Here is a 23,489-nt window from a genome sequence, read left to right on the forward strand (position 1 = left end):
GGATAGCACAACCACCCTGGCGTACGGGGCGGTGGCTCCCTCCTTCTTGAAAGAGGGGTGGGGGGCGGTACTAGCTCGCCTGGGGGATCACCCCATAGGTGATGCCCTTCTGGCTCAACCATCTCCGGTAGGCGATGGCGCTCTTGTCGGCGCGGATCGGGGTTTCGGCGCGGGGATCGAGCGGCAGGCGCTTGGGATACTGGTTTTCGAGGATCGGCTTGTCTTGGCCGAATATGGTCTGCTGGAAGCGGCGCAACTCGGTGAGCGTCGAGGTCGAATCGATCATTGATTGCAGGAGATGGGCGCGGCAGCGTTCCTCGGTCACGGGCTGGAGAAAGATGCCGATAACGTCGCGGCGGGTCTCATCCTCGGGGCAGGATTTGTAGAGCACCGAACAGAAGGGGTGGGGCACGCGATAGACATATTCCACTTCCATGGCCTGGGTCGCCGACTTGGCGGCGCGCGGCTGCATGAAGCGGCATCTGGTGGCCAGCACTTCGTCGCGTTCCTCGGAGACCTCGACGTCGTATTCCTTGACCTCGGTATGCGGCTCGGAACCCAGAATGTCGGTGTGGACATAGGGGAAGTGGCCCATGTCGAGAAAGTTCTCGACGGCGCGGGGGGCCGAGACATGGATGCCGATGGAGCCGCAGCTCATGTTGACACGGTCGGGCTCGGCAAATTCAGGGATGGGGAAGAGATCATCGGAGGGCGTGCCGAGGCAGGTCCACGTATAGCCATAGGCGGTTTTCACGGGCAGGCGGTCGAGCACGGCTTCGGCGTCGATCTCCTCGCCCGGCGCTTCATCGCTGCGCAGCCAGACCACGGGTTCGCCATCATTGCCACGCGTCAGGGCCAGGCGCGTATCGAGCAACATGGTGGTTTCGACAAGACCGATGGGCAGCTCGTCGGTGGCAGCGACCACGTGCCAGAGATTGCGGGTCATCGGATCGGGGGCGTTCGGCATGCGGCAGTCTCAATGGGGGTTGGCACAGCATAAACCGGTGTCCGGTGAGTGCCAGCACAAAGTTGCGGATGGGGCCATGCATTGGGGACATGGAGGTGGACATTGGCCTGCCACGGACCTCATGGTGCATGGAAGTTGAAGTCTATGAAAGCACTGCGTCGTGGAAAGTGAAGCTCAGAGATTTGACGAGGGCCTGCTGCGCGCGCGCGTCGAAGCGCGGCTGGCGGAGGCCGGGGCCAGCGCCGAATCGCGCGACGCGGCGGTGCGGGCCATGCTGCATGCCTCGCTGGTGGGTGTGGACAGCCATGGCGTGCGTCTCACCGGGCATTATTGCGCCATGCTGGGTGGCGGGCGGTTGAACAAGAACCCGCAATTGGGCGTCGAGACGCGCGGCGCCGGCAGCGCCATGATCAATGGCGACGACGGATTGGGCCATTATGCGGCTTATAAGGCCGTTGAAGTAGGTATGGAATTGGCGCGTGAGGCCGGGGTCGGCGCCGTGGGCGTCAAGCACTCGTCGCATCTGGGCGCAGCAGGCGCCTATGCGCTGGCCGGGGCGGAGCAGGGCTTTGTGACCTTTGCCACCACCAATACCGACTCCATGGTGGCGCTGTTCGACGGGGCACAGAAATTCCATGGCACCAATCCGCTGGCCTTTGCCGCTCCAGTGCCGGGTTCGCGGCCATGGCTCCTTGACATGGCGACCAGTTCCATTCCGCTCAACCGGGTGCTGCTGCATCGCTCGCTCGACGAGGAATTGCCCGAAGGGGTGGCGGCGACGCCGGACGGGCAGATGACCACCGACCCGCATGCGGCGGACATGCTGCTGCCGCTCGGGGGCACGGATTATGGCTATAAGGGCGCGGCGCTGGCGGGTGTGGCAACTCTATTCTCAGCGCTTCTGACCGGGACGACGCTCGATCCCGATTTCATCCCCATGTATGGCGGCGAGGATATTTCCACGCCCCGGAACATGGGCCATTTCGTGCTGGTCATCGACCCCGACAAGTTCGCTGGACGCGATGTGTTCGCGGCGGCGATCACCGGCTATCTGGCCAGTCTGCGCGGGTCGCACGTTCGGACCGGCGGGCGGGTGATGGCGCCGGGCGACCGGGAATGGGAAGAAATGGACAGGCGGCGCGCGGAGGGAATTCCGGTCGACCCCGATACTGTCAGATTCCTGGGGCTTTAGGTCACTTTTCGCGATATATGTCGAAGGCGCCGATGGCCTGGGTGGTCGCCATGAGCTGGATCTTGTTGACATTGACATGCTCGGGCAGGGAGGTCGCCCAGAAAATGGTTTCGGCAATGTCCTCGGCGCTCATGGCCTTGGTCCCCGAATAGACATTGCCTGCCTTGTCCGCGTCGCCCTTGAAGCGGACCACCGAAAACTCGGTTTCGGTCAGGCCCGGCTCGATATCGGTGACGCGCACATTCTTGCCCTGCAGGTCCGAGCGGATGGCGAGGGCGAAGTGCTTTACGAAGGCTTTGGAGGCGGCATAGACCGAGCCGCCAGGATAGGCGAATTCGCCAGCCACGGAACCCAGCGTCACCACATGACCGCCGCCGCGGGCGATGAGGCCGGGCAGTAGAAGGCGCACGGTATAGACCAGGCCCTTGATGTTGGTGTCGATCATGGTCTCCCAGTCATTGAGATCGGTCTCGGCCGCCGGTTGCAGGCCAAGCGCCAGGCCGGCATTGGCGAGGACGATGTTGATGGCATCGAATGGAGCGGGGATGGCGGCGATGGCCGCTTCCATGGCAGCGCGGTCGCGCACGTCGAGCGGGATGGTATGGCAATTGTCGTGCCCCAGTTCGTCGCGCAGGGCCAGGAGGCGGTCTTCGCGGCGGCCGGTCGCGATCACCTTGCCACCAGCGGCGACATAGCGGCGCGCGGCGGCAGCCCCGAAACCGGAGGTGGCGCCTGTAATGAAAACGACAAAGCGGCTGGGGTCGAGCAGCGAATACATGGCAGGTCCTGGGGGATTGATTTCGCGGTCGGCACAGGGTGGACCGGGCGGCGTGGTGGCGTCAACATTTCCAAAGTTTAATGCGGCTTGCCCAGAGCTAACGTGAAATTGCCGTGCTTTGGGACTATGGAAAAGGAGTCATTCCCTGTTCAAGGCCATTCGCCAGCCATGAAGCGCTTTGCCAAATTTCTGATTGTCCTGATCGTGTTGGGCGGTGCAGCAGCGGCGGGCTGGTGGTATTTCCTGGCCCCGACCCAGGCGAGTACCACACCGGACACGGTGACTGTGGCTCGCGGCGACATCGAAACCACGGTGCTGGCGTCGGGCGTGCTGGAGGCGAGCGCGCTGGTCAGCGTGGGCGCGGAGGTCTCGGGCAATATCAAGGCGGTTCATGTGACGCTGGGCCAGCAGGTCAGCCGCGGCGACCTGATTGCCGAGATCGACAGTCTCAACCAGGAGAATGCCGTGAAATCGGCAGAGGCGGCGCTGGCCGGAATCCAGGCGCAGAAGCGCAACCAGCAGGCGGGGCTGGCAACGGCCCAGGCGAGCCTCACCCGGCAACAGCAGTTGAGCGCGAGCAGCCTGGTATCACAGACGGCTCTGGAAACGGCGCAGGCGGCGGTGGAACAGGCGCTGGCGCAGATCGACCAACTCGACGCGCAGATCGCACAGGCGGAACTGACGGTCGAATCGGCGGAGCTGAACCTGGCCCGCACGCAGATCGTGGCGCCGGCCGATGGCACGGTGGTGGCGCTCCTGGTGGAAGAGGGCCAGACCCTTAACGCCAATTCGGCGACGCCTACCATCGCAAAGATTGCCAATCTCGACACCATGGTGATCAAGGCTGAAATCTCGGAAGCCGATGTGGTCAAGGTGGAGGCGGGGCAAAAGGTCTATTTCACCATCCTGGGTGAGCCCGACACCCGCATCGAGGCCACGCTGCGCGAGATCGAACCGGCCCCGACCTCGATTGCCGACGAGACGGCAAGTTCGGGCAGCGCGGTCTATTACAATGGCCTGTTCGAGGTGCCCAATTCCGATCATCGCCTGCGCATCTCGATGACCGCATCGGTGACCATCGTGCTCGATGAAGCGCGCAATGTGCTGACGCTCCCTTCGAGCCTTGTCAGCCGCCGCGGACCTGATGGCGGCACCATGGTGATGGTCTATGACCCGGCGAGCGAGGAGGTGCGCCCGGCGCGGGTCGAGGTGGGCCTCAACAACAACATCAGCGCCGAGATCGTCTCAGGTCTCAACGAGGGGGACCTGGTGGTCAATGGTACCGGTGCCCGGCTGATCAATGCGGGCGGTCCCCCTGGCGGTGGTGCACGCTTCGGCGGACCCGGCGGCTTTGCCATTCGGGGCGGCGGCTAATGAACCGCCCTTTCAGCGACAAGGACCGCGTTGGCGCGGCGCCATTGCCATCGCAACAGCCCATCATTTCAATTTCAGGCCTGGTGCGCCGCTTCCAGACGGGCGGCGAAAGCGTGGCCGTGCTCAAGGGCGTGGACCTCGACATCCATCGCGGCGAGATGGTGGCGATCATCGGCCAGTCCGGTTCGGGCAAGTCGACGCTGATGAATATCCTCGGGTGCCTCGATCGCGCCAGTGAAGGCAGCTATCGCTTTGCCGGCAAGGATGTGGGCAAGCTCGATGCGGACGCGCTGGCAGCGCTGCGGCGCGAGCATTTCGGTTTCATCTTCCAACGCTATCAATTGCTGCCCGATCTCGATGCGGTCGAGAATGTGGAAGTGCCGGCTGTCTATGCGGGGGTGGAGGCAGGTGCGCGGCGGAAGCGGGCTACTGCGCTCCTGACCCGGCTGGGGCTGGCGGAGCGACTGGACCACCGGCCCAATGCGCTTTCGGGCGGCCAGCAGCAGCGCGTCAGCGTGGCGCGGGCGCTGATGAATGGCGGGGAGGTGATCCTCGCCGACGAACCGACAGGTGCGCTCGATTCGCGTTCGGGCAAGGATCTGATGGCGCTGCTCAAGGAGCTGCATGCCGACGGGCATACCATCATCATCGTGACCCATGATCCCCAGATCGCGGCGCAGACCGAGCGCGTGATCGAGATCGCCGATGGCGAGATCATCGCAGACCGGCACAATGTCGAGCCGCGCCGGGTGGAAAGGGCCGAAACGGACATAAAGCATGCTGCAAGCTGGCGGCGGGGGCTGGACCGAACCGGGGAGGCGCTGCGCATGGCGCTGCGGGCCATGGGCGCGCACAAGCTCAGGACCTTCCTCACCATGCTCGGCATCATCATCGGCATTGCCTCGGTGGTGTCGGTGGTGGCGCTGGGACAGGGCAGCCAGCAGACGGTGCTGGAAAACATCTCCTCGATCGGCACCAATACGATCAATGTCTATCCCGGCTCCGGCTTTGGCGACATGCGCTCGGGGCGGGTGCGAACCCTGCGCCCCACCGATGCCGAGGCGCTGGCCAAGCAACCTTATGCTGACAGCGTCACGCCGCAGGTGAGTTCCAGTGCCACGGCGCTTTATCGCAACACGGCCACCAGCGCTTCGGTGACCGGGGTGGGCGCAGACTATTTCCAGGTCAATGGCCGCACATTCACTGCAGGGTCCGGCTTCGGCGCCGAGAGCATCGCGTCCATGGCGCAGGAGGCGGTGATCGACCAGAACGCGGTCACGTCAATCTTTACCAATGGCGAAGATCCGGTGGGCCAGGTGATCATGCTGGGCAAGGTGCCGGTGCGGGTCATCGGCGTGGTGGCCGCCTCGACGGGCTTCGGCGGCGGGCGCGACAATGCCAATGTCTATGTGCCCTATACCTCGGCCATGAGCCGCATATTGGGCCAGAGCTGGCTTAATTCCATCGCGGTGCGGGTGACGGACGATTATGACACGGCCCAGGCCGAAGCCGAGATCACCGAGCTGATGACACGGCTGCATGGCGGGAACACTGATTTCTTCCTCCAGAATACCGACACGATCCGGGAAACGATCCAGTCGACGACTGCGACGCTGACCATCCTGATCTCGACCATTGCGGTGATCTCGCTGGTGGTGGGCGGCATCGGAGTGATGAACATCATGCTGGTCTCGGTCAGCGAGCGGACCAAGGAGATCGGCATTCGCATGGCCGTGGGCGCGCGGCGCAGCGACATCATGCGGCAATTCCTGATCGAAGCGGTGCTGGTGTGCTTTGCCGGTGGCGCTGCGGGTGTGGCGCTGAGCTTTGCCCTGGGGCAGGGCCTGACGGCCATCGTTGCGGGCGCAAGGCTGGCCTATTCGACCGAATCGATCGTGCTCGCCATCATTTCCGCCAGTGTGATCGGGATTGTGTTTGGCTTCATGCCGGCCCGCGCGGCGGCGCGGCTCGACCCGGTCGAGGCACTGGCTCGGGAGTAGCAATGTTGCGCCTCGGCCACGCTGGTCCGGTCAATTGCCAATAAATTCAACGCAAAGGGTGTTCGCGCAGCAGGCGCGGCCCTAAACTCGCCATGAAAACTTCGCCATTTGGGCCGGCGCATGGCGTCGGCGCGGGTGGGGACGGAAGGATTAACGCAATCTTTCCGGCCATGCGGCAATATCACATTCAGCCCGGTTTGGTTGAATGCGTAAGAGGGCGGGATAGACCACTGCGAAGCGCGCGTCTGGTAACTAGTATTGGCGCCTTGTGCATCGGCCTGGCCATGGCGGCAGGGGCGACTGCGTCTGCTGGCGCGTTCGAATTGTTCGGGTTCAAGTTCTTCGAGGACGAGACGGCTGACGCCAATGCGCTGATCGTCGATCCGCAACCCTATGTGGTGGCCTTCTCATCAAGCGAAGGCGGCGCGGTCGAGGCAGCGCTGCGCAATGCCTCGGCCTTGCTGGCCGACGAGGCGGAGCCGGCCTCGGGCGCTGCGGGGCTGATCGCCAAGGCGCGGGGCGACTATCGGCGACTGCTGGCGGCCCTTTATGGCGAAGGCCATTATGGCGGCGCGGTCAGTATCCGCATCGGTGGAACGGAAGCCGCGAACCTGCCGCCTGACAGCAAATTGCCCGATCCGGTGGATGTGACCATCGCCGTGACGGCCGGCCCGCTTTTTACTTTCAACAGTGTTGCCATTGCCAACCAGGCGCCACCGGCATTGGATCCCGGTGACCAGGTCGACCTGCCCATATTGCGCGGTTTTGGTCGGGGCGAAGTGGCGCGGTCAGCGGTGATCCTGCGGGCGGAGCAACTGGCGCTGGAGGCTTGGCGGCAACAGGGCTATGCCAAGGCCGAGATCGTCTCGCGCGAAGTGGTGGCCGATCACACGACCAATAGTGTGGACGCAACCATCACGGTCAATCCGGGGCGGCTGGCTGCCTTCGGGCCGGTGCGTGTGTCCGGGACCACCAATATGAACGCCGAATTCGTGGCGCAGCAGACCGGGTTGGCGGTGGGCGAGGAATATGACCCCGATGCGCTGGAGCGGGCGCAGAAGCGCCTCGACCGGCTCGAAGTGTTCCGCTCGGCGCGCCTCGAAGCAGCCGAGAGCATCGGCAGCGACGGGCTGTTGCCCTATGACCTGATCGTCGAGGAACTGCCGGGGCGTCGTTTCGGCCTTGGCGCCACATATTCGACGGTCGACGGGCTGGGGCTGGAGGGCTACCACCTGTGGCGGAACCTGTTCGGGCAGGCCGAACGGTTGCGGCTCGACGCGCGGGTCGCCAGCATCGGCTGGCCCATCGACACGGCGCAGTTCGACTATTTCGTCGGCGGCACCTTTACCAAGCCTGGCTTCTATCATCCGGACGTGGACCTGGTGGCGACGGTCTCGGCAGAGCGCACCATTTATCCGCAATATACCGAGACCTCGGCCGGCGGGAGGGTGGGGCTGAACTGGTTCTTCTCGGACCAGATCACTTTCGAGGGCGGCGCGAGCTTTGAGGTGGCGCGGTTCGACGATGATTTCGGCACGCGCGACTTCCAGACGGCAGGCGTCTTTGCCGGCGTGGTCTATGACGGGCGGGACAGCTCGGTCGATCCCACTGAAGGCTGGTATGGCTCGGCTAATCTCGAGCCCTATTATGATCTCCTCGGCGGTTCGCCCGGCGTGCGGCTGGTGGTCGAGGGGCGCACCTATTTCGGCTTTGGCGAGAATGACCCTTTTGTGCTGGCCGGACGGCTCAAGGCCGGCGCCGTGCTGGGGCCGGACCTGGTCGATATCCCGCCCGACAAGCTGTTCTTTACCGGCGGTGGCGGCTCGGTGCGCGGCTATGGATTCAAATCCATCGGCGTCGATGATGGCGCAGGAAATGTCACCGGCGGGCGCTATCTGCTGGAAGCCTCGCTCGAGGCGCGGGCCAAGGTGACGGACGATATCGGCGTGGTGGGCTTTGTGGATGGCGGCTATGTCGCCGCCGATACCTTCCCCGGCCTTGATGACCTGCGGCTGGGGGCGGGCGTGGGCCTGCGCTATTATACCGGGCTGGGGCCGCTGCGGCTGGACCTGGCAGTGCCGCTCAACAGGAAAGCGGGCGACCCGGATTATGCGATCTATGCCGGCATCGGGCAGGCGTTCTGATGGTCGGAATAACCGCAAAGACCCGCCGTAGCCTGTTCATCGCCGCGCTGTTGCTGGCGCCGGCTGCCGTGCCAGTGGCGCTGGTGGCGCAGGACATGAACAATGAAGAGCAGAAGGATTGGCTGACCAGCCTTGTGCAGGAAAGGCTTTCGACCCCCGAGAGACAGATCCGGCTCTCCAATATCGAGGGCGTGCTCGGCTCCGATGTTTCGATAGACCAGATCACTATTTCAGACGCCGAAGGCGTGTGGCTGCGGGTCAACAATGCCAGCCTCAACTGGAACCAGGCGGCGCTGTTTGGTGGACGGCTGGAGATCAATTCGCTCCGCGCCGATTCCATCGAATATGTGCGCAACGCCATTCCTGTCGAAGGCGCGGTCGACCTGCCGCCGCCCGAAGCCGGGGCGCTGGAGATTCCAGAATTCCCGGTCGCGATCCGCATTGGCGAACTGGCCGTGCCCAGCGTCACCTTCGGGGAAGGCGTGTTCGGGCTGGGCTCGGAAATCTCGCTCGCGGGCTCCATGGCGCTGGATGGCGGCAATCTCGATGCGGTGCTCGATATTGCGCGGCTGGACGGGCCGGGCGGGACGCTCGACCTAGACGTCGCCTATCGGCGCGAGGGCAACAGCATTGACCTGGGCCTGGCGCTGGTGGAGCCGCCCAATGGGGTGATGGCGAACCTCCTCAATATCCAGGATCGTCCGGCGATGACACTGACGCTGGATGGCGAGGGACCCGTGTCGGACCTGACGGCGCAGATGCGCTTGCTGGCCAATGAGCGCGAAGCGCTGGCGGGCACGGCGCGCATTGCGCAGGGCGAAACTGGCTTTGCGATCACTGCGGATCTTGGTGGACCGCTTTCGACGCTGGTCGCCGAACCCTATCGCGACTTTTTTGGCGCCAAGACGCGGCTGACGGCGGCGGCGCTGGTCAAGAGTGCAGGGGGACTTGATATTTCCAACCTGACGCTGAGCGGCGGGCAATTGGGACTGACCGCAAGGGCCGAGACGACGGCGGACAATTTCCTCAGCCTGCTCGACCTGACTGCCACTGTTGCCGATCCCGAAGGGGACAAGGTCATCCTGCCGGTGCCGGGCAGCGCGACGCGGGTGCAGGGCGGGCAATTGCGCGTGACCTTCGGCACGGAGGCCAGCGAAAACTGGCAGGCACGGCTCGACATCGAAGGCTTCGAAACCGACGGCTTTGCCGCGCGCACTTTCGGGCTGGGCATTGGCGGGCTGGCGCGGAACCTCAATAACCCGGGGACGCGCATGGTGACCTTCAATGGTGACGGCGCGCTTTCCGGCATTGATGCCGATCCTGGCGCCGAGGCGGCGCTGGGCGACAGTGTCGGGCTCGGGCTTGCGGGGCTGTGGAATGCGGGCGAGCCGATCCAGCTTGCCGAACTGCGCGTGGTTGGCCAGGCGCTGACGGCGGGCCTGACGGGCGTGATCGACGGCACCAATTTCGATGGGCGCGTAGAGGTTGCCACCGAGAGCATCACGCCGTTTTCGGGGCTGGCCGGGCGCACGCTCTCCGGGGCGCTGAACCTGGTTGCCGATGGCCGGATCATGCCGGTTTCGGGCGGGTTCGACCTGATGTTCGATGGCACGGGCACGAATTTGAGCGTTGATGATGCGACGGCCGACGCGCTGCTGGAGGGAGAGGTGACCCTTTCCGGCCGGCTGGCGCGGACCGAGGCCGGCATCAGCGCCGACGGCTTCACCATTGCCAATAGCCAGGTGCAGTTCAGCGCCGACGGGCAATATGCGAGCGAATTGGCGGATTTCGACATTGCCCTCGACCTCAGTAATCTGGGCCTGATCTCGGATGGAGCCAGCGGAGCGCTGGCGGTGCGTGGTTCAGCGCGCAGGACGGGGGCGGATGCGCCGCTGATGCTGGTGCTGGATGGACAGGTCCCCAATGGCCAGCTGGGGCGCTATGGGTTGCGTGAAGCCAAGATCGGGGTAGCGGCCACGCTGCTCGACGGCGCCATTGATGGCGATGTTACCGGTGCGGCGATGCTGGACGGGCACAGGGCGACACTGGCAACGCATTTCGAGACTGATGACCTCCGGCAAGTGCTTTCCGGCATCAATTTCGAGATTGCCGGCACGCGGATTTCGGGCGAACTCGCCCGCATGGTCGAGACCGGCCTGATCGATGGACGTCTCGACGTGGCGGCGAGCGATGTGTCGCTGGCGGCGGCGCTGCTGCTGGCCGATGCATCGGGGGCGGTCAATGCCGCCATCGAGCTGACGCCGCAGGAGAGCGGGCAGGGGGCGGGGATCACCGCCAATGTGTCCAATCTCAGGGTCAATGATATTGCCGTGGGTCGTGCGGACATTTCTGCGGGCATTGCCGACCTCTTCGGGGTGCCCGTGGTCAATGGCACTGCGGCGGCCGACGATGTGGTGGCCGGTGGCGTCGAGATCGACACGCTCAATGCGCGGGCCAGCCAGAGCGGCCAGACCACGAGCTTTGATGCGCAGGCCGCATTGGCGACGGGCACCGATATCGACATCAGCGGCGCGCTGGCACCCATTGATGGCGGGTATCGGCTGGAGCTGGATCGCGCCGATCTCGTGCAGGGCGCGCTTTCCGCGCAGCTTGCCAATCCGACAGCGCTGGTGGTGCGCGGGCAGAGCGTGACGCTTGATGCGCTGCGCTTCAATGTCGGGTCGGGCAGCATTGCCGCGACCGGAACGGCGGGCACGACGCTCGACATGGTGGTCGATATTTCAGCGCTGCCGCTCTCCATCGCCAATGCCGTGGCGCCGGACCTGGGCCTGTCCGGCACGGCCAACGGCCGCGCGGTCGTGACGGGGCAGGCGTCTGACCCGCAGGTGAGTTTTGAGGTTCGCGCCGACGGAATCGGGGCCAGCGCCATCGCGCCCTTCGGCATCACGCCGCTGGCACTTACGGCCTCGGGCAGCTATGCCGACCAGGTGGTGCGGCTGCAAAGCCTGACGGCCAATGGCAATGGCGGGCTCTCGATCAGCGGCTCGGGCCAGGTGCCGCTTGCGGGCAATGGCATGGCCCTGGCGCTGAAGGGTTCCGCGCCGTTGTCGCTGGCCAATCGCTTCGTGGCCGAGCGCGGGGCGCAGCTGTCCGGCACGGCCAATATTGACGCGCGCATTGGCGGGTCGCTGTCCAGTCCGCAATTTTCCGGCTCAGTGTCGACGAGCGGCGCGGGCTATATCGATCCCGAACTCAATTTGCGACTGACCGGCATTGCCGGGCAGGTGCAGCTTTCGGGCAGCAACGCCAATGTGGAAAGCCTCACGGCGAACCTGGCCGGTGGTGGCAGCGTTTCGGCCTCGGGCAATGTGGGACTTACGGGCGGCATGCCGGCCAATCTCTCGCTCAATATCAATTCGGCGCGCTATGCCGATGGGGGATTGTTCGTCGCGACCCTGTCGGGCGGGCTGACGTTGACCGGCAACCTGACGGGTGCGCCACTTCTCTCGGGCAATGTGCTGGTGGAGGAAGCCAATATCACCGTGCCGGAGGGCTTGGGCGGGGGCGCGCAACTGATCGATGTCGAGCATTTGCGGACGCCCGCAGATGTGCAACGGACGCTTGACCGCGCCCGGATCGACGAGCGCACCGGCATTGCCGCCGGCAGCAGGGGACCGCAGATGCAGCTTAACCTGACGGTCAGCGCGCCCAACCAGATCTTCATTCGCGGCCGTGGTCTCGATGCGGAAGTGGGCGGATCGGTGCGGCTGACCGGGCCGATTAATGCGATCCAGCCGGTGGGCGCCTTCACCCTGATCCGTGGCCGCCTGTCCATCCTTGGGCAGCGGGTGATCTTCGAGACCGGCACGGTGACGCTGGTGGGCGATCTCGATCCGCAGCTCAATTTTGTGGCGCGCACCGAGGGTGATGGCATCACGGTGTTCGTGACGCTTTCGGGCCGGGCTTCGGCGCCCGATATCAGCTTCAGCTCCAACCCGACGCTGCCGCAGGACGAAGTGCTGAGCCGGCTGATCTTCAACCGCTCAATGGGCGAACTGTCGCCCATCCAATTGGCGCAATTGGCGGCGGCAGCGGCCGAACTGGTGGGCGGCGGTGGCGGCGGGCTGGTCGACAGCCTGCGCGGTGCGGCGGGGCTGGCCGATCTCGACGTGGTCACCGACGACCAGGGCAATGTCGGGGTGCAGGCCGGTACCTATATCCAGGACAATGTCTATCTCGGCGTTACCGCCGGCGCCAATGGGCAATCCAAGGTGACGATCAATCTCGATGTCACCGAGGATTTGACTATCAGGGGCTCGGCAGGCGCGGATGGCAATTCCAGCGTCGGGGTGTTCTTCGAGCAGGATTACTAGCTTCGAACCGGCCGCAGGCGATTTCGCTCCGGTGGAGCGAATTCAGGTGAGAAGGCCATGAGAGCTACGCTCGAATGGCGGTCCTGTTTACCCCACACCGTACCGTCCTCGGGCTTGACCCGAGGACCTCTATCCAGAAATGCCGTTGTGCGGGTGACCACTGGCCCTCGGGTCGAGCCCGAGGGCGGGATTGTGTGGGTGAGATATCGGCTCCACAAGAACCCCCACCCTAGCTCTGCTAGGGCCTGACGGCCTAGCGACGCTACCCTCCCCACAAGGGGGAGGGAGGAGATGAACAGCGGCGCTTCGGTCCTGCGCCTCCCTCCCCTTGATGGGGCGGGATTGAGGGTGGGGTGACGCGGCGCACCCAATGACTTGTTTCGGCGGCCTACTGCGCCGTTGCCCCGCCAGTCTTGGCAGCCTTGGCTTCGTCCCACCACCAGAGCGTGGGGAAGCCGGAGGAGAATTCGGGGAGTTCCTCAGGGCGGCTGAAGCGGTCCCAGCGGGCCGAGCGGGTGGTGCGCAGGGTATAGCTGGGGATGACGAAGTGCTTGGCCAGCAGCACGCGATCCAGCGCCTTGGTGATGGCGATCTGGGTGTCGCGATCATCGGCCATGATCAGCTGCTCGATCAACGCATCGACAGCCGGATCGGCGACGCCGGCATAGTTCTGCGCGCCTTCCTGGTCGGCAGTGGAGGAGCCAAAGAAGAAGCGCTGTTCGTTGCCGGGCGAGTAGGACTGGCTCCAGCCGGCATAGATCATGTCATAGTCGAAGCTGCGGGCACGATTGATGAATTGCGGGCTGTCGACGGTGCGGATGCTGGCGGTGACGCCGATCTGGGCGAGATTGGTGACGAGGTTCTGCGCCACCGGCTCGATGGTGGGGCCATTGAGCAGGATTTCGAAGGTGAAAGGCTGGCCGTCGGGGCCGAGCATCTGGTTGCCTTCGAGCATGTAGCCAGCCTGGGTGAACAGGTCGAGCGCGGTGCGCAGGTTGGCGCGCAGCTTGGCCGGATCGCCGCTGAGGGGGTTGGTGTAGGGCGTGTCGAAGACTTTGGCCGGGATCAGGTCGCGGACGCTTTCGAGCACTTCGAGTTCCTCGCCCTCGGGCAGGCCGGTGGACTTGAAGGGCAGGCCGAAGAAGAAGCTGTCGATGCGCTCATACTGGCCATAGAATTGGGTGTTGCTCAATTCCTCGAAATCAAAGGCGTAGTTGAGGGCCTCGCGCACCAGCGGATCGGCGAACTTGTCGCGGCGCAGGTTCATGACAAAGCCCACCAGCACCCCGGAGCCATTATAGTCCTGAGGGAAGAGTTCCCGGATGACGCGGCCCTCCGTGACCGCGGGAAAATCATAGGCGGTGGCCCAGCGGCGGGCCTGGTTCTCGCTCCACCAGTCGAACTGATCGCCCTTGAAGGCCTCGAACATGACGGTGAGATCGAGGAAATATTCGATGCGGTATTCGTCGAAATTGTTCTGACCGACCTGGGTAGGGTGATCGGCGCCCCAATAGTCCTCGACGCGCTCATAGGTGATGGAGCGGCCAGCCTCGAAGCTGGCGAGGCGATAGGGGCCGGAGCCGAGCGGTGGTTCTAGCGTGGAATCGGCGATGTCGCGGGCTTTGCCCTCGGCGTCCGTGCCCTCCCACCAATGCTGGGGCAGCACCAGAAGCTGCCCGAGGATCAGCGGCAGTTCGCGGTTATTGGTCTGGTCGAAGGTGAAGGTGACTTCGCCCGGTGCGGTGACCTCGGCTGAGGTGATGTTGGCATAATACTGGGCGCGGTCGGGATTGACCTCGATCAGCTTCTCATAGGTCCAGACCACATCCTCGGCCTTGACGGGTTCGCCATCGTGCCAGCGGGCGTCGGGGTCCATGCGGAAGGTGACGGCGCCATAGTCCGGGGCGATCTTCAGCGCCTCGGCCAGGTGGACATAATAGGTGTTGTTCTCGTCCGCGGAGGGGCCCATCAGCGTCTCGTAGAGGAGGCCGATGCCGCCCGCCGGTTCGCCCTTGGGCAGGATGGGGTTGAAGGTGTCAAAGCCGCCCAGATCGCCCAGCCGCACCGTGCCGCCCTTGGGCGCGTCGACATTGACGTAGTCGAAATGGGGGTAGTCGAGCCCATATTTGGCCTCGCCTTCGAGCGTGAAGGAATTGGTCCACACATCGGTGGCCGTCTGGGCCGTGGCGGGCGCCGCCATGGCCAGGAGCAGCAGGCCTGAGGCGAGAAGCGAGGAGGGCTTGAAAGAGAGCGTCATGGTGCGGCTCCGCATGGATGTTCGAACGAGAGGTTAGTCAATTGTCGGGGTGGACGGCAATGCGTCGGTGTTCACGGTTCCCGGCGGGGCCAGGTCGAAGGCTGCGGCCAGGAGTTCGCGCGTGTAGGGGTGCTGCGGGTCGGCGAAGATACCGGCGGCCAGTCCCTCCTCGACCACCTGCCCGTTGCGCATGACGAGCAGGCGATGGGCAAGAGAGCGGACCACGCGCAGATCGTGGCTGATGAACAGATAGCTCAATTGCCGCCGTGCCTGCACGGCGCGGAGCAGGTCGATGACCTGGGCCTGGATGGAGACGTCGAGCGCCGAGGTCGGTTCATCAAGCACGAGGAAATCGGGTTCGAGCACCAAAGCGCGAGCAATGGCGATGCGCTGGCGCTGGCCGCCGGAAAATTCATGGGGGTAGCGGGATGTCGTGGCCGGGTCGAGGCCGACTTCGCGCAGGGCAGCGGCAACCTTTTCGGCGCGCTCGGCGCGAGTAAGTCGAGGCATGTGTACGCCCAGTCCCTCCTCGACGATCTGCCCCACGGACATGCGCGGGCTCAGCGAGCCGAAGGGGTCCTGGAAGACAATCTGCATGTGCTTGCGCAAGGGCCGGAGGGTGCGCCAGGAGCGGGACTGGACATCGTTGCCGAGGAGCACAATACGCCCCTGCGACGGGATCAAGCGCAGGAGGGCATAGCCCAGCGAGGACTTGCCCGAGCCGCTTTCGCCAACGATCCCCAGTGTCTCACCCTTGCGGATGGAAAGATCGACGCCGTCGACGGCGCGGATATGGCCGACGGTCCGACGCAGGAGGCCGCGCTTGACCGGAAACCAGACCTTGAGGTCGCTTGCCTGGACGATGGTGGGGGCATCTGCCGGCGGCGCCTGGGGTTCGACGCGCGGGGCTGCGGCAAGCAGGTGCCTTGTATAATCATGTTGCGGAGCCGCGAAGATGGTCTCGACCGGGCCGCTTTCGACGATTTCGCCCTGGGTCATGACCGAGACGCGGTCGGCAATGCGGCGGACGATGGAGAGGTCATGGGTTATGAACAGCATGGCCATGCCATGCTGGCGCTGCAGGGATTTAAGCAGGTCGAGGATTTGCGCCTGCACGGTAACGTCCAGCGCCGTGGTGGGCTCATCGGCGATGAGCAGCTTGGGGTCGTTGGCGATGGCCATGGCGATCATGACGCGCTGCCGCTGGCCGCCGGAAAGCTGGTGCGGGTAATCTTCGAGACGCGAGGCCGGGTCGGAAATGCCCACGGCATCGAGCAATTCCAGGGTGCGGGCGCGGGCGGCGTTGCGGCGCAGGCCCTGATGCAGGGCGAGGACTTCGCCGATCTGCCGGCCGATCGTGTGCACCGGATTGAGCGACGACATCGGCTCCTGGAAGATCATGCCGACACGATTGCCGCGCACCGAGCGGAGGGTGGCCTCGGCGGCGCCAACCAGGTCCTGCCCTTCGAAGCGGATGCTGCCGTCGAGATGGGCATTGGGGGGCAGGAGGCGCAGCGCCGATAGGGCCGTCACCGACTTGCCCGAGCCGCTCTCGCCCACCAGGGCCAGGGTTTCGCCCTGCGCGATGTCGAAGGCGACATCGCGCACGGCCTCGAAGGCGCCAAAGCTGATGGTGAGGTCGCGGATGGAGAGCAGGGGGGCGGTCATCGGAACGTCTTCCTGGGATCGAAGGCGTCGCGGATGGCTTCGCCGATGAAGACCAGGAGGGTCATCATGACGGCGATGGTGAGAAAGCCGGTGAGGCCGAGCCAGGGGGCCTGGAGATTGTTCTTGCCTTGGGCCAGCAGTTCGCCCAGCGAGGGCGAGCCGGGGGGCAGGCCGAAGCCGAGGAAATCGAGCGAGGTGAGGGTGGCCACCGAGCCCGAGAGAATGAAGGGCATGAAGGTGAGGGTAGCGACCATGGCGTTGGGCAGAAGGTGGCGCCACATGATGATGCGGCTGGAGACGCCAAGCGCCCTGGCCGCGTTGACATATTCGAAATTGCGGGCGCGCAGGAACTCGGCGCGGACGATGCCGACCAGCGTGACCCAGGAGAATAGCAGCAGGATGCCAAGCAGGACCCAGAAGCTGGGGGCAATGACAGAGGAGATGATGAGCAGCAGGTAAAGCGCAGGGATAGAGGTCCAGATTTCGATGAGGCGCTGCGCGATCAGGTCGACCCAGCCCCCGAAATAGCCCTGCATGGCGCCGGCGACGACACCGATGATGGAGGAGGCGATGGTGAGGATAAGGCCAAAGAGAATGGAAATGCGAAAGCCGTAGATCAAGCGGGCCAGCACGTCGCGGCCGCGGTCGTCGGTGCCGAGGAAATGGTAATTGCCCGGGACGCAATCGGGGTCCTCGATGCCCAGCGGGTAGCGCTGGCACAGTTGCTCGCGGGTCAGCAGCCAACTGGGCGGATTGGCGCCGGGAAAGGCGACATAGGGATCGACCGTGCCATGGGTGAAGCGGATCGGGGGCCAGAGCATCCAACCATTGGCCTCGATCTCGTCGGCGATGAAGGGATCGCGGAAATTGGTGGTGGCGAAGAAGCCGCCGAATTTGGATTCGGGGTAGTCGACCAGCGCTGGCACCAGAACCTCGCCCTTGTAGGAGACAAGGATGGGCCGGTCATTGGCGATGAACTCGGCCCCCAGCGTCAGGGTGAAGAGCACGAGGAAAATCCAGAGGCTCCACCAGCCCCGCTGGTTGGCGCGAAAATTGGCGAGGCGCCGCTGGTTGATCGGCGAGAGGAGGGGGGCCTTGCCGGGGATGGATTCGGACATGACGCTCATACGTCGCGGCCTTCAAAATCCAGACGCGGGTCGACCCACATATAAGCCAGGTCGGATATGAGCCCGATGATGAGGCCCATTATCGAGAAGATGTAGAGCGTGGCAAAGACCACCGGATAGTCGCGATTGGCGATCGACTGGAAACCGAGCAGGCCGAGCCCATCGAGCGAGAAGATGGTTTCGATCAAGAGCGAACCGCCGAAGAAAACGCCGATAAAGGCGCCGGGGAAACCGGCAATGATCAGCATCATGGCGTTGCGGAAAACGTGGCCGTAGAGCACCTGGCGTTCGCTCAGGCCCTTGGCGCGCGCCGTCACCACATATTGCTTGCCGATCTCATCGAGGAAGGAATTCTTGGTGAGCAGCGTGGCGGTGGCGAAGGCCCCCAGGCCCATGGCGAGGACAGGCAGGACCAGGTGCCAGAAATAGTCGAGCAGTTGCCGCCACCAGGGAAAGTTGTCAAAGCCCGGCGACGTCAGACCGCGCAGCGGAAAGATTGACCAGAAGGAGCCGCCGGCGAATAGCACGACCAGCGCGATGGCGACGAGAAAACCCGGTACGGCATAGCCAATGATGACGATGGTGGAGGTCCAGACGTCGAAGCGCGAACCGTCGCGCATGGCCTTGGCGATGCCCAAGGGGATGGAGACCGCATAGGCGATCAGCGTCATCCACAGGCCCAACGAGATCGAGACCGGCATCTTTTCGAGCACCAGGTCGATCACCGAGATATCGCGGTAATAGCTCTCGCCGAAATCGAAGCGCAGGTAATTACCTATCATGGATAAGAAGCGCTCATGCGGCGGCTTGTCGAAACCGAACTGCTTTTCGATGCGGGCAACCAGTTCGGGCGACAGGCCCTGGCTGCCGCGATAGCTCGACTTATTGCCGCCCTGGCCAGGCTGGGCCGCGAAGTCACCCGCCTCGCTGCCGGTGATGCGCTCGGCAATGGAGGAATTCTGGCCTGATAGATTGGCGAGGGCCTGCTCGACCGGGCCGCCGGGGGCAAACTGGGTGATGAGGAACGAGATCGCCATGATACCGAAAACGGTCGGGATCATCAGCAAAAGGCGACGGATGATATAGGCGCCCATTCCTGCTCCGGCAGAACGTGTGTGTCGGTATCCTGGCGGGTCTCGACGCCTTGGGACAAATCACCATGCGGTGAGACCTAGGGCAGTGCAACATTTCGATGACGGCTTGGCAAGGCGGCAGAGCCGGCAAGTGTGACATACCAATTAAGTACCAATTACTCACAGTCAGGCACGGGTGTAAGTCATTGAAAAACAATCTAAACTACTGGAATGTAAAGGATTTTCATGAGACGGATTTAACGCTGATTGGGCTGGGCAGTTGCATTTCCAAAAATTGGTTCTAAAGTGGTATCTAGTAGGTCTTGAAATGGCCTGCACCGCTTTCCAAGGGAGATGGAACAATGAAGATCGCAACTCTGCTGGCCACCAGCGCCGTCTCGGCTTTGCTGCTGTCCACTGGCGCCTATGCCGAAACCGTCAAGCTCTACACCTGGCGCGAGCAGGAAGTGCCGCTCTGGACCTATATTTCGGAGAATGACCTGCTGGGCGCCGACATCGATGTCGAAGCCGTGCTGGTGCAGTCGGACAATTACGACACCAAGCTCAGGACTGACATCCAGTCGAACGCGCCGGACCTGTTCCAGGCCCGCGCTGGCGCGGCCTGGCTCGCCTCGTTCATCGATGCTGGCATCATCAAGCCCACCAGTGTCGATCTCTCGGGCATTGCTCCGGCGGCGCTGGAATCCGGCCGCGGCGCCGATGGCCAGCTCTATGGCGTGCCGTTCGCCATCCAGATGCAGTCGGTGATCTACAACAAGGCTGTGTTCGAGGCCAATGGCATTGCCGTGCCGACCAGCATGGACGAATTCAACGCCGCTGCCGAAACCCTCAAGGCCGCAGGCATCACTCCGGTGGTCTTTGGTGGCCGCTCGGGCTGGTGGCTCAACCAGGTCGTGGGCGAGGTGATGACCGCTGGCCTTGTTTCAGATGAGTTCGCCGGCAAGCTGATTTCGGGCGAGGCCTGTTTCACCGATCCGGAATTCGTCGCCACGCTCGAAACGGTCAAGGGCTGGCAGGATGCCGGTTACCTCAACGCCTCGGCCATGGCCGACGACTACGGCGCCATGCGCACCTCGCTCGCCCTGGGCGAAGCGGCGATGATGATCGACGGCGCCTGGTCGACCGGTCCGACCTCGCCGATGTATGAAATCGATCCGTCGCTCGAAATGGGCTTCTTCGCCCTGCCGGGATCGAACGGCAAGGTCTATGCCTTTGGCGACGGCACCTATCAGGTGAACGCCAATTCCTCCAAGGCTGCGATTGCCCAGCAGGTTCTCGACTTCACCGCCACCAAGGAATTCGCCGAACTGTTTGTCGCCCAAGTCGGCGAATTGCCCGCCTATGGCGGCGAATATGTGGTCGAAAACCCGCAACTGGCCGAAGTCGCCAACCTGATCGCCACCAATTCGTCGAGCCAGACGCCGTTCTTCGCCTATGCGTTGAACTCAGGCGAGCCCAGTTATGGCACCCTGGTGGCCGATGGCTACCAGTCCATGCTCTCGGGCTCGATCAGTCCGGCAGACCTGGCGCAGAAAATCCAGGATGGTCTCAACTCCTGGAACTATGCCGGCGCTGCTAACTGCCAGTAAGCCAGCGTCTCTCCCGGGGCGCAGGGAATCGTCCCCGCGCCCAAACTTTCTTTTGTTCGCTGAGCAGCTCGCAAACTCGGTGTCACCCCGGCGAAGGCCGGGGTCCATCTTGAGATGACTGTCGCGGCAAAACCTCAGGATGGATTCCGGCCTTCGCCGGAATGACATGGTGGTTGTGGATGGTCCGGTGTTGCCATGAAATATAATCAAAAGGCCAATCTGCAGCGGCTGGCGCTGCTGGCGCCCGGGGCACTGCTTTATGGCGTGTTCAATTTCCTGCCACTGCTGGGGCTGCTGGTGCTGGCGCTCTACAAGTGGCCGGGCATCGGGCCGATGACCTTTGTCGGCCTCGAGAATTTCCAGACCCTGTTCGGCAATGCCTATTTCCGCGACCAGCTGGTCAATGCCTTTCTTAACAATATCGTCTTCTTCCTCATCATCATCGGCGCGATGCTGGTGCTGGGTTCGGCGATTGCGCTGCTGCTGAGCTTCGGCACCTGGGGGCGCAATCACTACCGTGCCATCTTCTTCCTGCCCTATCCGCTGGCCGGCGCGGCGGTGGCGTTCCTGATGCAATTGCTGGTGCAGACACGCGGGCCGCTCAACCAGATGCTGGTGGGATCGGGCCTGGTGGAGGCGCCGATCGGGTTCCTGGGCGAGCCGAACCTGGCTCTGCCGACGCTGGCCGTGTTCTATTCATGGCACCGCATGAGCTTTGCCATCATCCTCATTCTTTCGGCCATTGTGGGGGTGCGGGTGCACCTGCTGGAAGCCGCCATGCTCGATGGCGCCAATCGCTGGCAGACACTCAAGGCTGTCGTTTTGCCCGTGCTGGCGCCGGCCTTCATCCTGATCACCGTGATTGTGCTGGTCGATGTGTTCAACAATGCCGATTACACGCTGCTGTTGATGGGACCGGAGGGTGGGCCCAATGGCGCCACCGACATCATGGGTACCTTCCTGTTCCGCGCCGCCTTTGGCGGTTCGGCGACCTCCACCAATGTCAATTTCGGCATGTCGGCGGCGATTGGCCTCTGCATCGCCGTGATCATCCTGCCCGCCGCGCTGTTCCTGGCGCTACGCAATGTGCGGAAGGACTGACCCATGGACCGGCTCTTCAGGCTTTCAAAGGTGGAGCAGGCGATCGTACAGTTCATCCTGCTCGCCTATACCGCAGTGGTGATCTTCCCGCTCGGCATTGCGGTGATCAATTCGCTCAAGCCAAACTTGGGCGAAGTCTATCGCGCTCCCTTCGCGCTGCCTTCGATCTGGTCCTTCGGCAATTATTACGAAGCCTGGGTGGGCGCCAGTTTCGGGCGCTATTTTTTAAACTCGGCGATCATTTCCGGAGCCTCGGTGCTGATCGTGACCTTTTGTGCGTCGACCACGGCCTTCGTGCTGGTGCGCATGCCGTTCAAGGGGTCGATGATCCTGTTCGGCTGCTACATGCTGGGGGTGGTGATCCCAATTCGGCTGACGCTGGCGCCGCTGTTCACCATTGTGAAATCGCTGGGACTGCTGGACAGCCTCTGGGGCGTCATCTTCGTGCAGTCGGCCTCGATGATGCCGGTGGCGGTGTTCATCCTCACGGCCTTTCTGCGGGCGGTGCCGGCGGAACTGGAAGAGGCCGCCAAGATGGATGGGGCGCTGCCCTTTGAGATTTATTGGCGGGTGGTGCTGCCCCTGATCAAGCCGGCGCTGGCCACCGTGGCGCTGCTCACCTTCGTCCAGAGCTGGAACGAATATTTCCTGCCCCTGATCTTCCTGCAATCGCAGAGCAATTTTCCGATCACCCTGGGAATCAGCCAGTTCCGTCTGCAATTTGACGTGCAGTGGCACCTGATGTTCGCGGGGATCCTGATCATGCTCATCCCCACCATTGTCGCGTTCCTGCTCGCGTCGCGCCAGTTCATCCAGGGCCTGACCCAGGGCGGGGTCAAGGAGTAAGCCATGTCTTCCATCGCCATTCGCAATCTCAACAAGGCCTACGGCAAGACCCGCGTCCTGCACGGCATCAATCTCGACATTGCCGACAACAGCTTCGTGGTCTTTGTCGGCCCCTCGGGCTGCGGGAAGTCCACGCTGCTGCGCACCATTGCCGGGCTCGAGGACAAGGAGAGCGGGGAAATCCTGCTTGATGGCGCCGACATTTCCGAGGAGGCGCCAGTGGACCGGGACGTCTCCATGGTGTTCCAGAGCTATGCTCTCTATCCCAATATGACGGTGCGGCAGAACATCGCCTTTCCTCTGTCAGTGGCCAAGCAGGACAAGGCGGTGATCGAGGCCAGGGTCAATGAAGTCGCGGACCTGCTGCGGCTGGGCGATTATCTTGACCGCAAGCCGGCCCATCTCTCCGGCGGGCAGCGCCAGCGCGTCGCCATCGGCCGGGCCATTGTGCGCGACCCGAAGGTCTTCCTGTTCGACGAGCCGCTTTCCAATCTCGATGCCGAGCTGCGGGTGGAGATGCGGTTGCAAATTGCCCAATTGCGGCGACGCCTCAAGGCCACTTTCATCTATGTGACGCATGACCAGGTCGAGGCCATGACCCTGGCCGACACGATCGTGGTGCTGCGCAATGGGGTGGTCGAGCAGTGCGGGAGCCCGATGGAGCTCTATCACCGGCCAGCCAACATGTTCGTGGCCGGGTTCATCGGTTCCCCGAAGATGAACTTTGTTTCAGCCGCGCTGGTGCCGGGGAGCGCGGGCGCGTCCACCATTGGCGTCAGGCCGGAGCATCTGGAGGTCAGGGCCGGCGGGCCCCTCAGGGCGCAGGTGAAGACGGTGGAAAATCTGGGCTCGGTTTCCTATGCCTATGCGGCGCTGGACGATGGCACGCTGCTGACGGTCGAACTGGGACCGGAGCACTCTGTCGAGATCGACCAGATGCTGGACCTGGATATCGCCGAGGGCCGGGGCTATCGCTTCGATGCGGATGGGAAGACGCTGGGATAGCTGTGGTCCTCCA

15 protein-coding genes are annotated in these 23,489 nt (G+C 63.6%); 9 read left to right on the forward strand and 6 right to left on the reverse strand.

Going from position 1 to position 23,489, the window contains the following annotated elements; translation table 11 throughout:
* Window positions 1-70 precede the first annotated feature (70 nt).
* Window positions 71-967, reverse strand: a complete 897-nt coding sequence (locus ACXYMS_RS02105) for an aromatic ring-hydroxylating dioxygenase subunit alpha (RefSeq protein ID WP_458903369.1) — start codon at window positions 965-967, stop codon at window positions 71-73.
* A 160-nt stretch (window positions 968-1,127) separates the two neighbouring features.
* Here ACXYMS_RS02105 and ACXYMS_RS02110 point away from each other — a divergent pair, with 160 nt between their 5' ends.
* Complete coding sequence (locus ACXYMS_RS02110) at window positions 1,128-2,159, forward strand: Ldh family oxidoreductase (RefSeq protein ID WP_458903370.1); 1,032 nt, start codon at window positions 1,128-1,130, stop codon at window positions 2,157-2,159.
* Between the two features lies 1 nt (window position 2,160).
* Here the strand turns inward: ACXYMS_RS02110 and ACXYMS_RS02115 are convergent, their stop codons facing one another.
* Window positions 2,161-2,937 (reverse strand): SDR family NAD(P)-dependent oxidoreductase, encoded by a 777-nt coding sequence (locus ACXYMS_RS02115; RefSeq protein WP_458903371.1) that lies wholly within the window; start codon window positions 2,935-2,937, stop codon window positions 2,161-2,163.
* 168 nt (window positions 2,938-3,105) lie between these two features.
* Between ACXYMS_RS02115 and ACXYMS_RS02120 the strand changes: the two genes are divergently transcribed.
* The 4 genes from ACXYMS_RS02120 (at window position 3,106) to ACXYMS_RS02135 (ending at window position 12,789) form a co-directional block, all read left to right on the forward strand.
* On the forward strand, window positions 3,106-4,311 hold the full coding sequence (locus ACXYMS_RS02120; RefSeq protein WP_458903372.1) for an efflux RND transporter periplasmic adaptor subunit: 1,206 nt from the start codon (window positions 3,106-3,108) through the stop codon (window positions 4,309-4,311).
* Window positions 4,311-6,311: a MacB family efflux pump subunit gene (locus ACXYMS_RS02125; protein WP_458903373.1), complete on the forward strand. Its 2,001-nt coding sequence runs from the start codon at window positions 4,311-4,313 to the stop codon at window positions 6,309-6,311. Before ACXYMS_RS02120 ends, ACXYMS_RS02125 begins: the two co-directional genes overlap by 1 nt.
* A gap of 266 nt (window positions 6,312-6,577) precedes the next feature.
* The gene (locus tag ACXYMS_RS02130) at window positions 6,578-8,455 is read left to right on the forward strand and encodes an autotransporter assembly complex protein TamA (protein WP_458903374.1); all 1,878 of its coding nucleotides are present in this window, start codon (window positions 6,578-6,580) and stop codon (window positions 8,453-8,455) included.
* The gene (locus ACXYMS_RS02135; RefSeq protein WP_458903375.1) at window positions 8,455-12,789 is read left to right on the forward strand and encodes a translocation/assembly module TamB domain-containing protein; all 4,335 of its coding nucleotides are present in this window, start codon (window positions 8,455-8,457) and stop codon (window positions 12,787-12,789) included. The genes ACXYMS_RS02130 and ACXYMS_RS02135 overlap by 1 nt, the downstream gene beginning before the upstream one ends.
* 388 nt (window positions 12,790-13,177) lie before the next feature.
* Here ACXYMS_RS02135 and ACXYMS_RS02140 read toward each other — a convergent pair whose 3' ends face one another.
* From ACXYMS_RS02140 to ACXYMS_RS02155, 4 genes are read right to left on the reverse strand one after another with little or no spacing between them, the layout of a single operon-like run.
* Entirely contained in the window at window positions 13,178-15,046 is a 1,869-nt protein-coding gene (locus ACXYMS_RS02140) for an extracellular solute-binding protein (protein ID WP_458903376.1), read from the reverse strand.
* Between the two features lie 33 nt (window positions 15,047-15,079).
* The gene (locus tag ACXYMS_RS02145) at window positions 15,080-16,714 is read right to left on the reverse strand and encodes an ABC transporter ATP-binding protein (protein ID WP_458903377.1); all 1,635 of its coding nucleotides are present in this window, start codon (window positions 16,712-16,714) and stop codon (window positions 15,080-15,082) included.
* Window positions 16,711-17,841, reverse strand: coding sequence for an ABC transporter permease (locus ACXYMS_RS02150; protein WP_458903378.1), 1,131 nt, complete (start codon window positions 17,839-17,841; stop codon window positions 16,711-16,713). The genes ACXYMS_RS02145 and ACXYMS_RS02150 overlap by 4 nt, the downstream gene beginning before the upstream one ends.
* Window positions 17,838-18,935, reverse strand: a complete 1,098-nt coding sequence (locus ACXYMS_RS02155) for a microcin C ABC transporter permease YejB (protein WP_458903379.1) — start codon at window positions 18,933-18,935, stop codon at window positions 17,838-17,840. The genes ACXYMS_RS02150 and ACXYMS_RS02155 overlap by 4 nt, the downstream gene beginning before the upstream one ends.
* A 341-nt stretch (window positions 18,936-19,276) precedes the next feature.
* Here ACXYMS_RS02155 and ACXYMS_RS02160 point away from each other — a divergent pair, with 341 nt between their 5' ends.
* From ACXYMS_RS02160 to ACXYMS_RS02175, 4 genes are all read left to right on the forward strand, one after another.
* Entirely contained in the window at window positions 19,277-20,524 is a 1,248-nt protein-coding gene (locus tag ACXYMS_RS02160; protein ID WP_458903380.1) for an ABC transporter substrate-binding protein, read from the forward strand.
* 195 nt (window positions 20,525-20,719) lie between these two features.
* On the forward strand, window positions 20,720-21,625 hold the full coding sequence (locus ACXYMS_RS02165; protein ID WP_458903381.1) for a carbohydrate ABC transporter permease: 906 nt from the start codon (window positions 20,720-20,722) through the stop codon (window positions 21,623-21,625).
* 3 nt (window positions 21,626-21,628) lie between these two features.
* Entirely contained in the window at window positions 21,629-22,471 is an 843-nt protein-coding gene (locus ACXYMS_RS02170) for a carbohydrate ABC transporter permease (RefSeq protein ID WP_458903382.1), read from the forward strand.
* A 3-nt stretch (window positions 22,472-22,474) separates the two neighbouring features.
* Window positions 22,475-23,476 (forward strand): ABC transporter ATP-binding protein, encoded by a 1,002-nt coding sequence (locus ACXYMS_RS02175; RefSeq protein ID WP_458903383.1) that lies wholly within the window; start codon window positions 22,475-22,477, stop codon window positions 23,474-23,476.
* Window positions 23,477-23,489 lie beyond the last annotated feature (13 nt).

This window comes from Devosia sp. CAU 1758 (assembly GCF_054482695.1).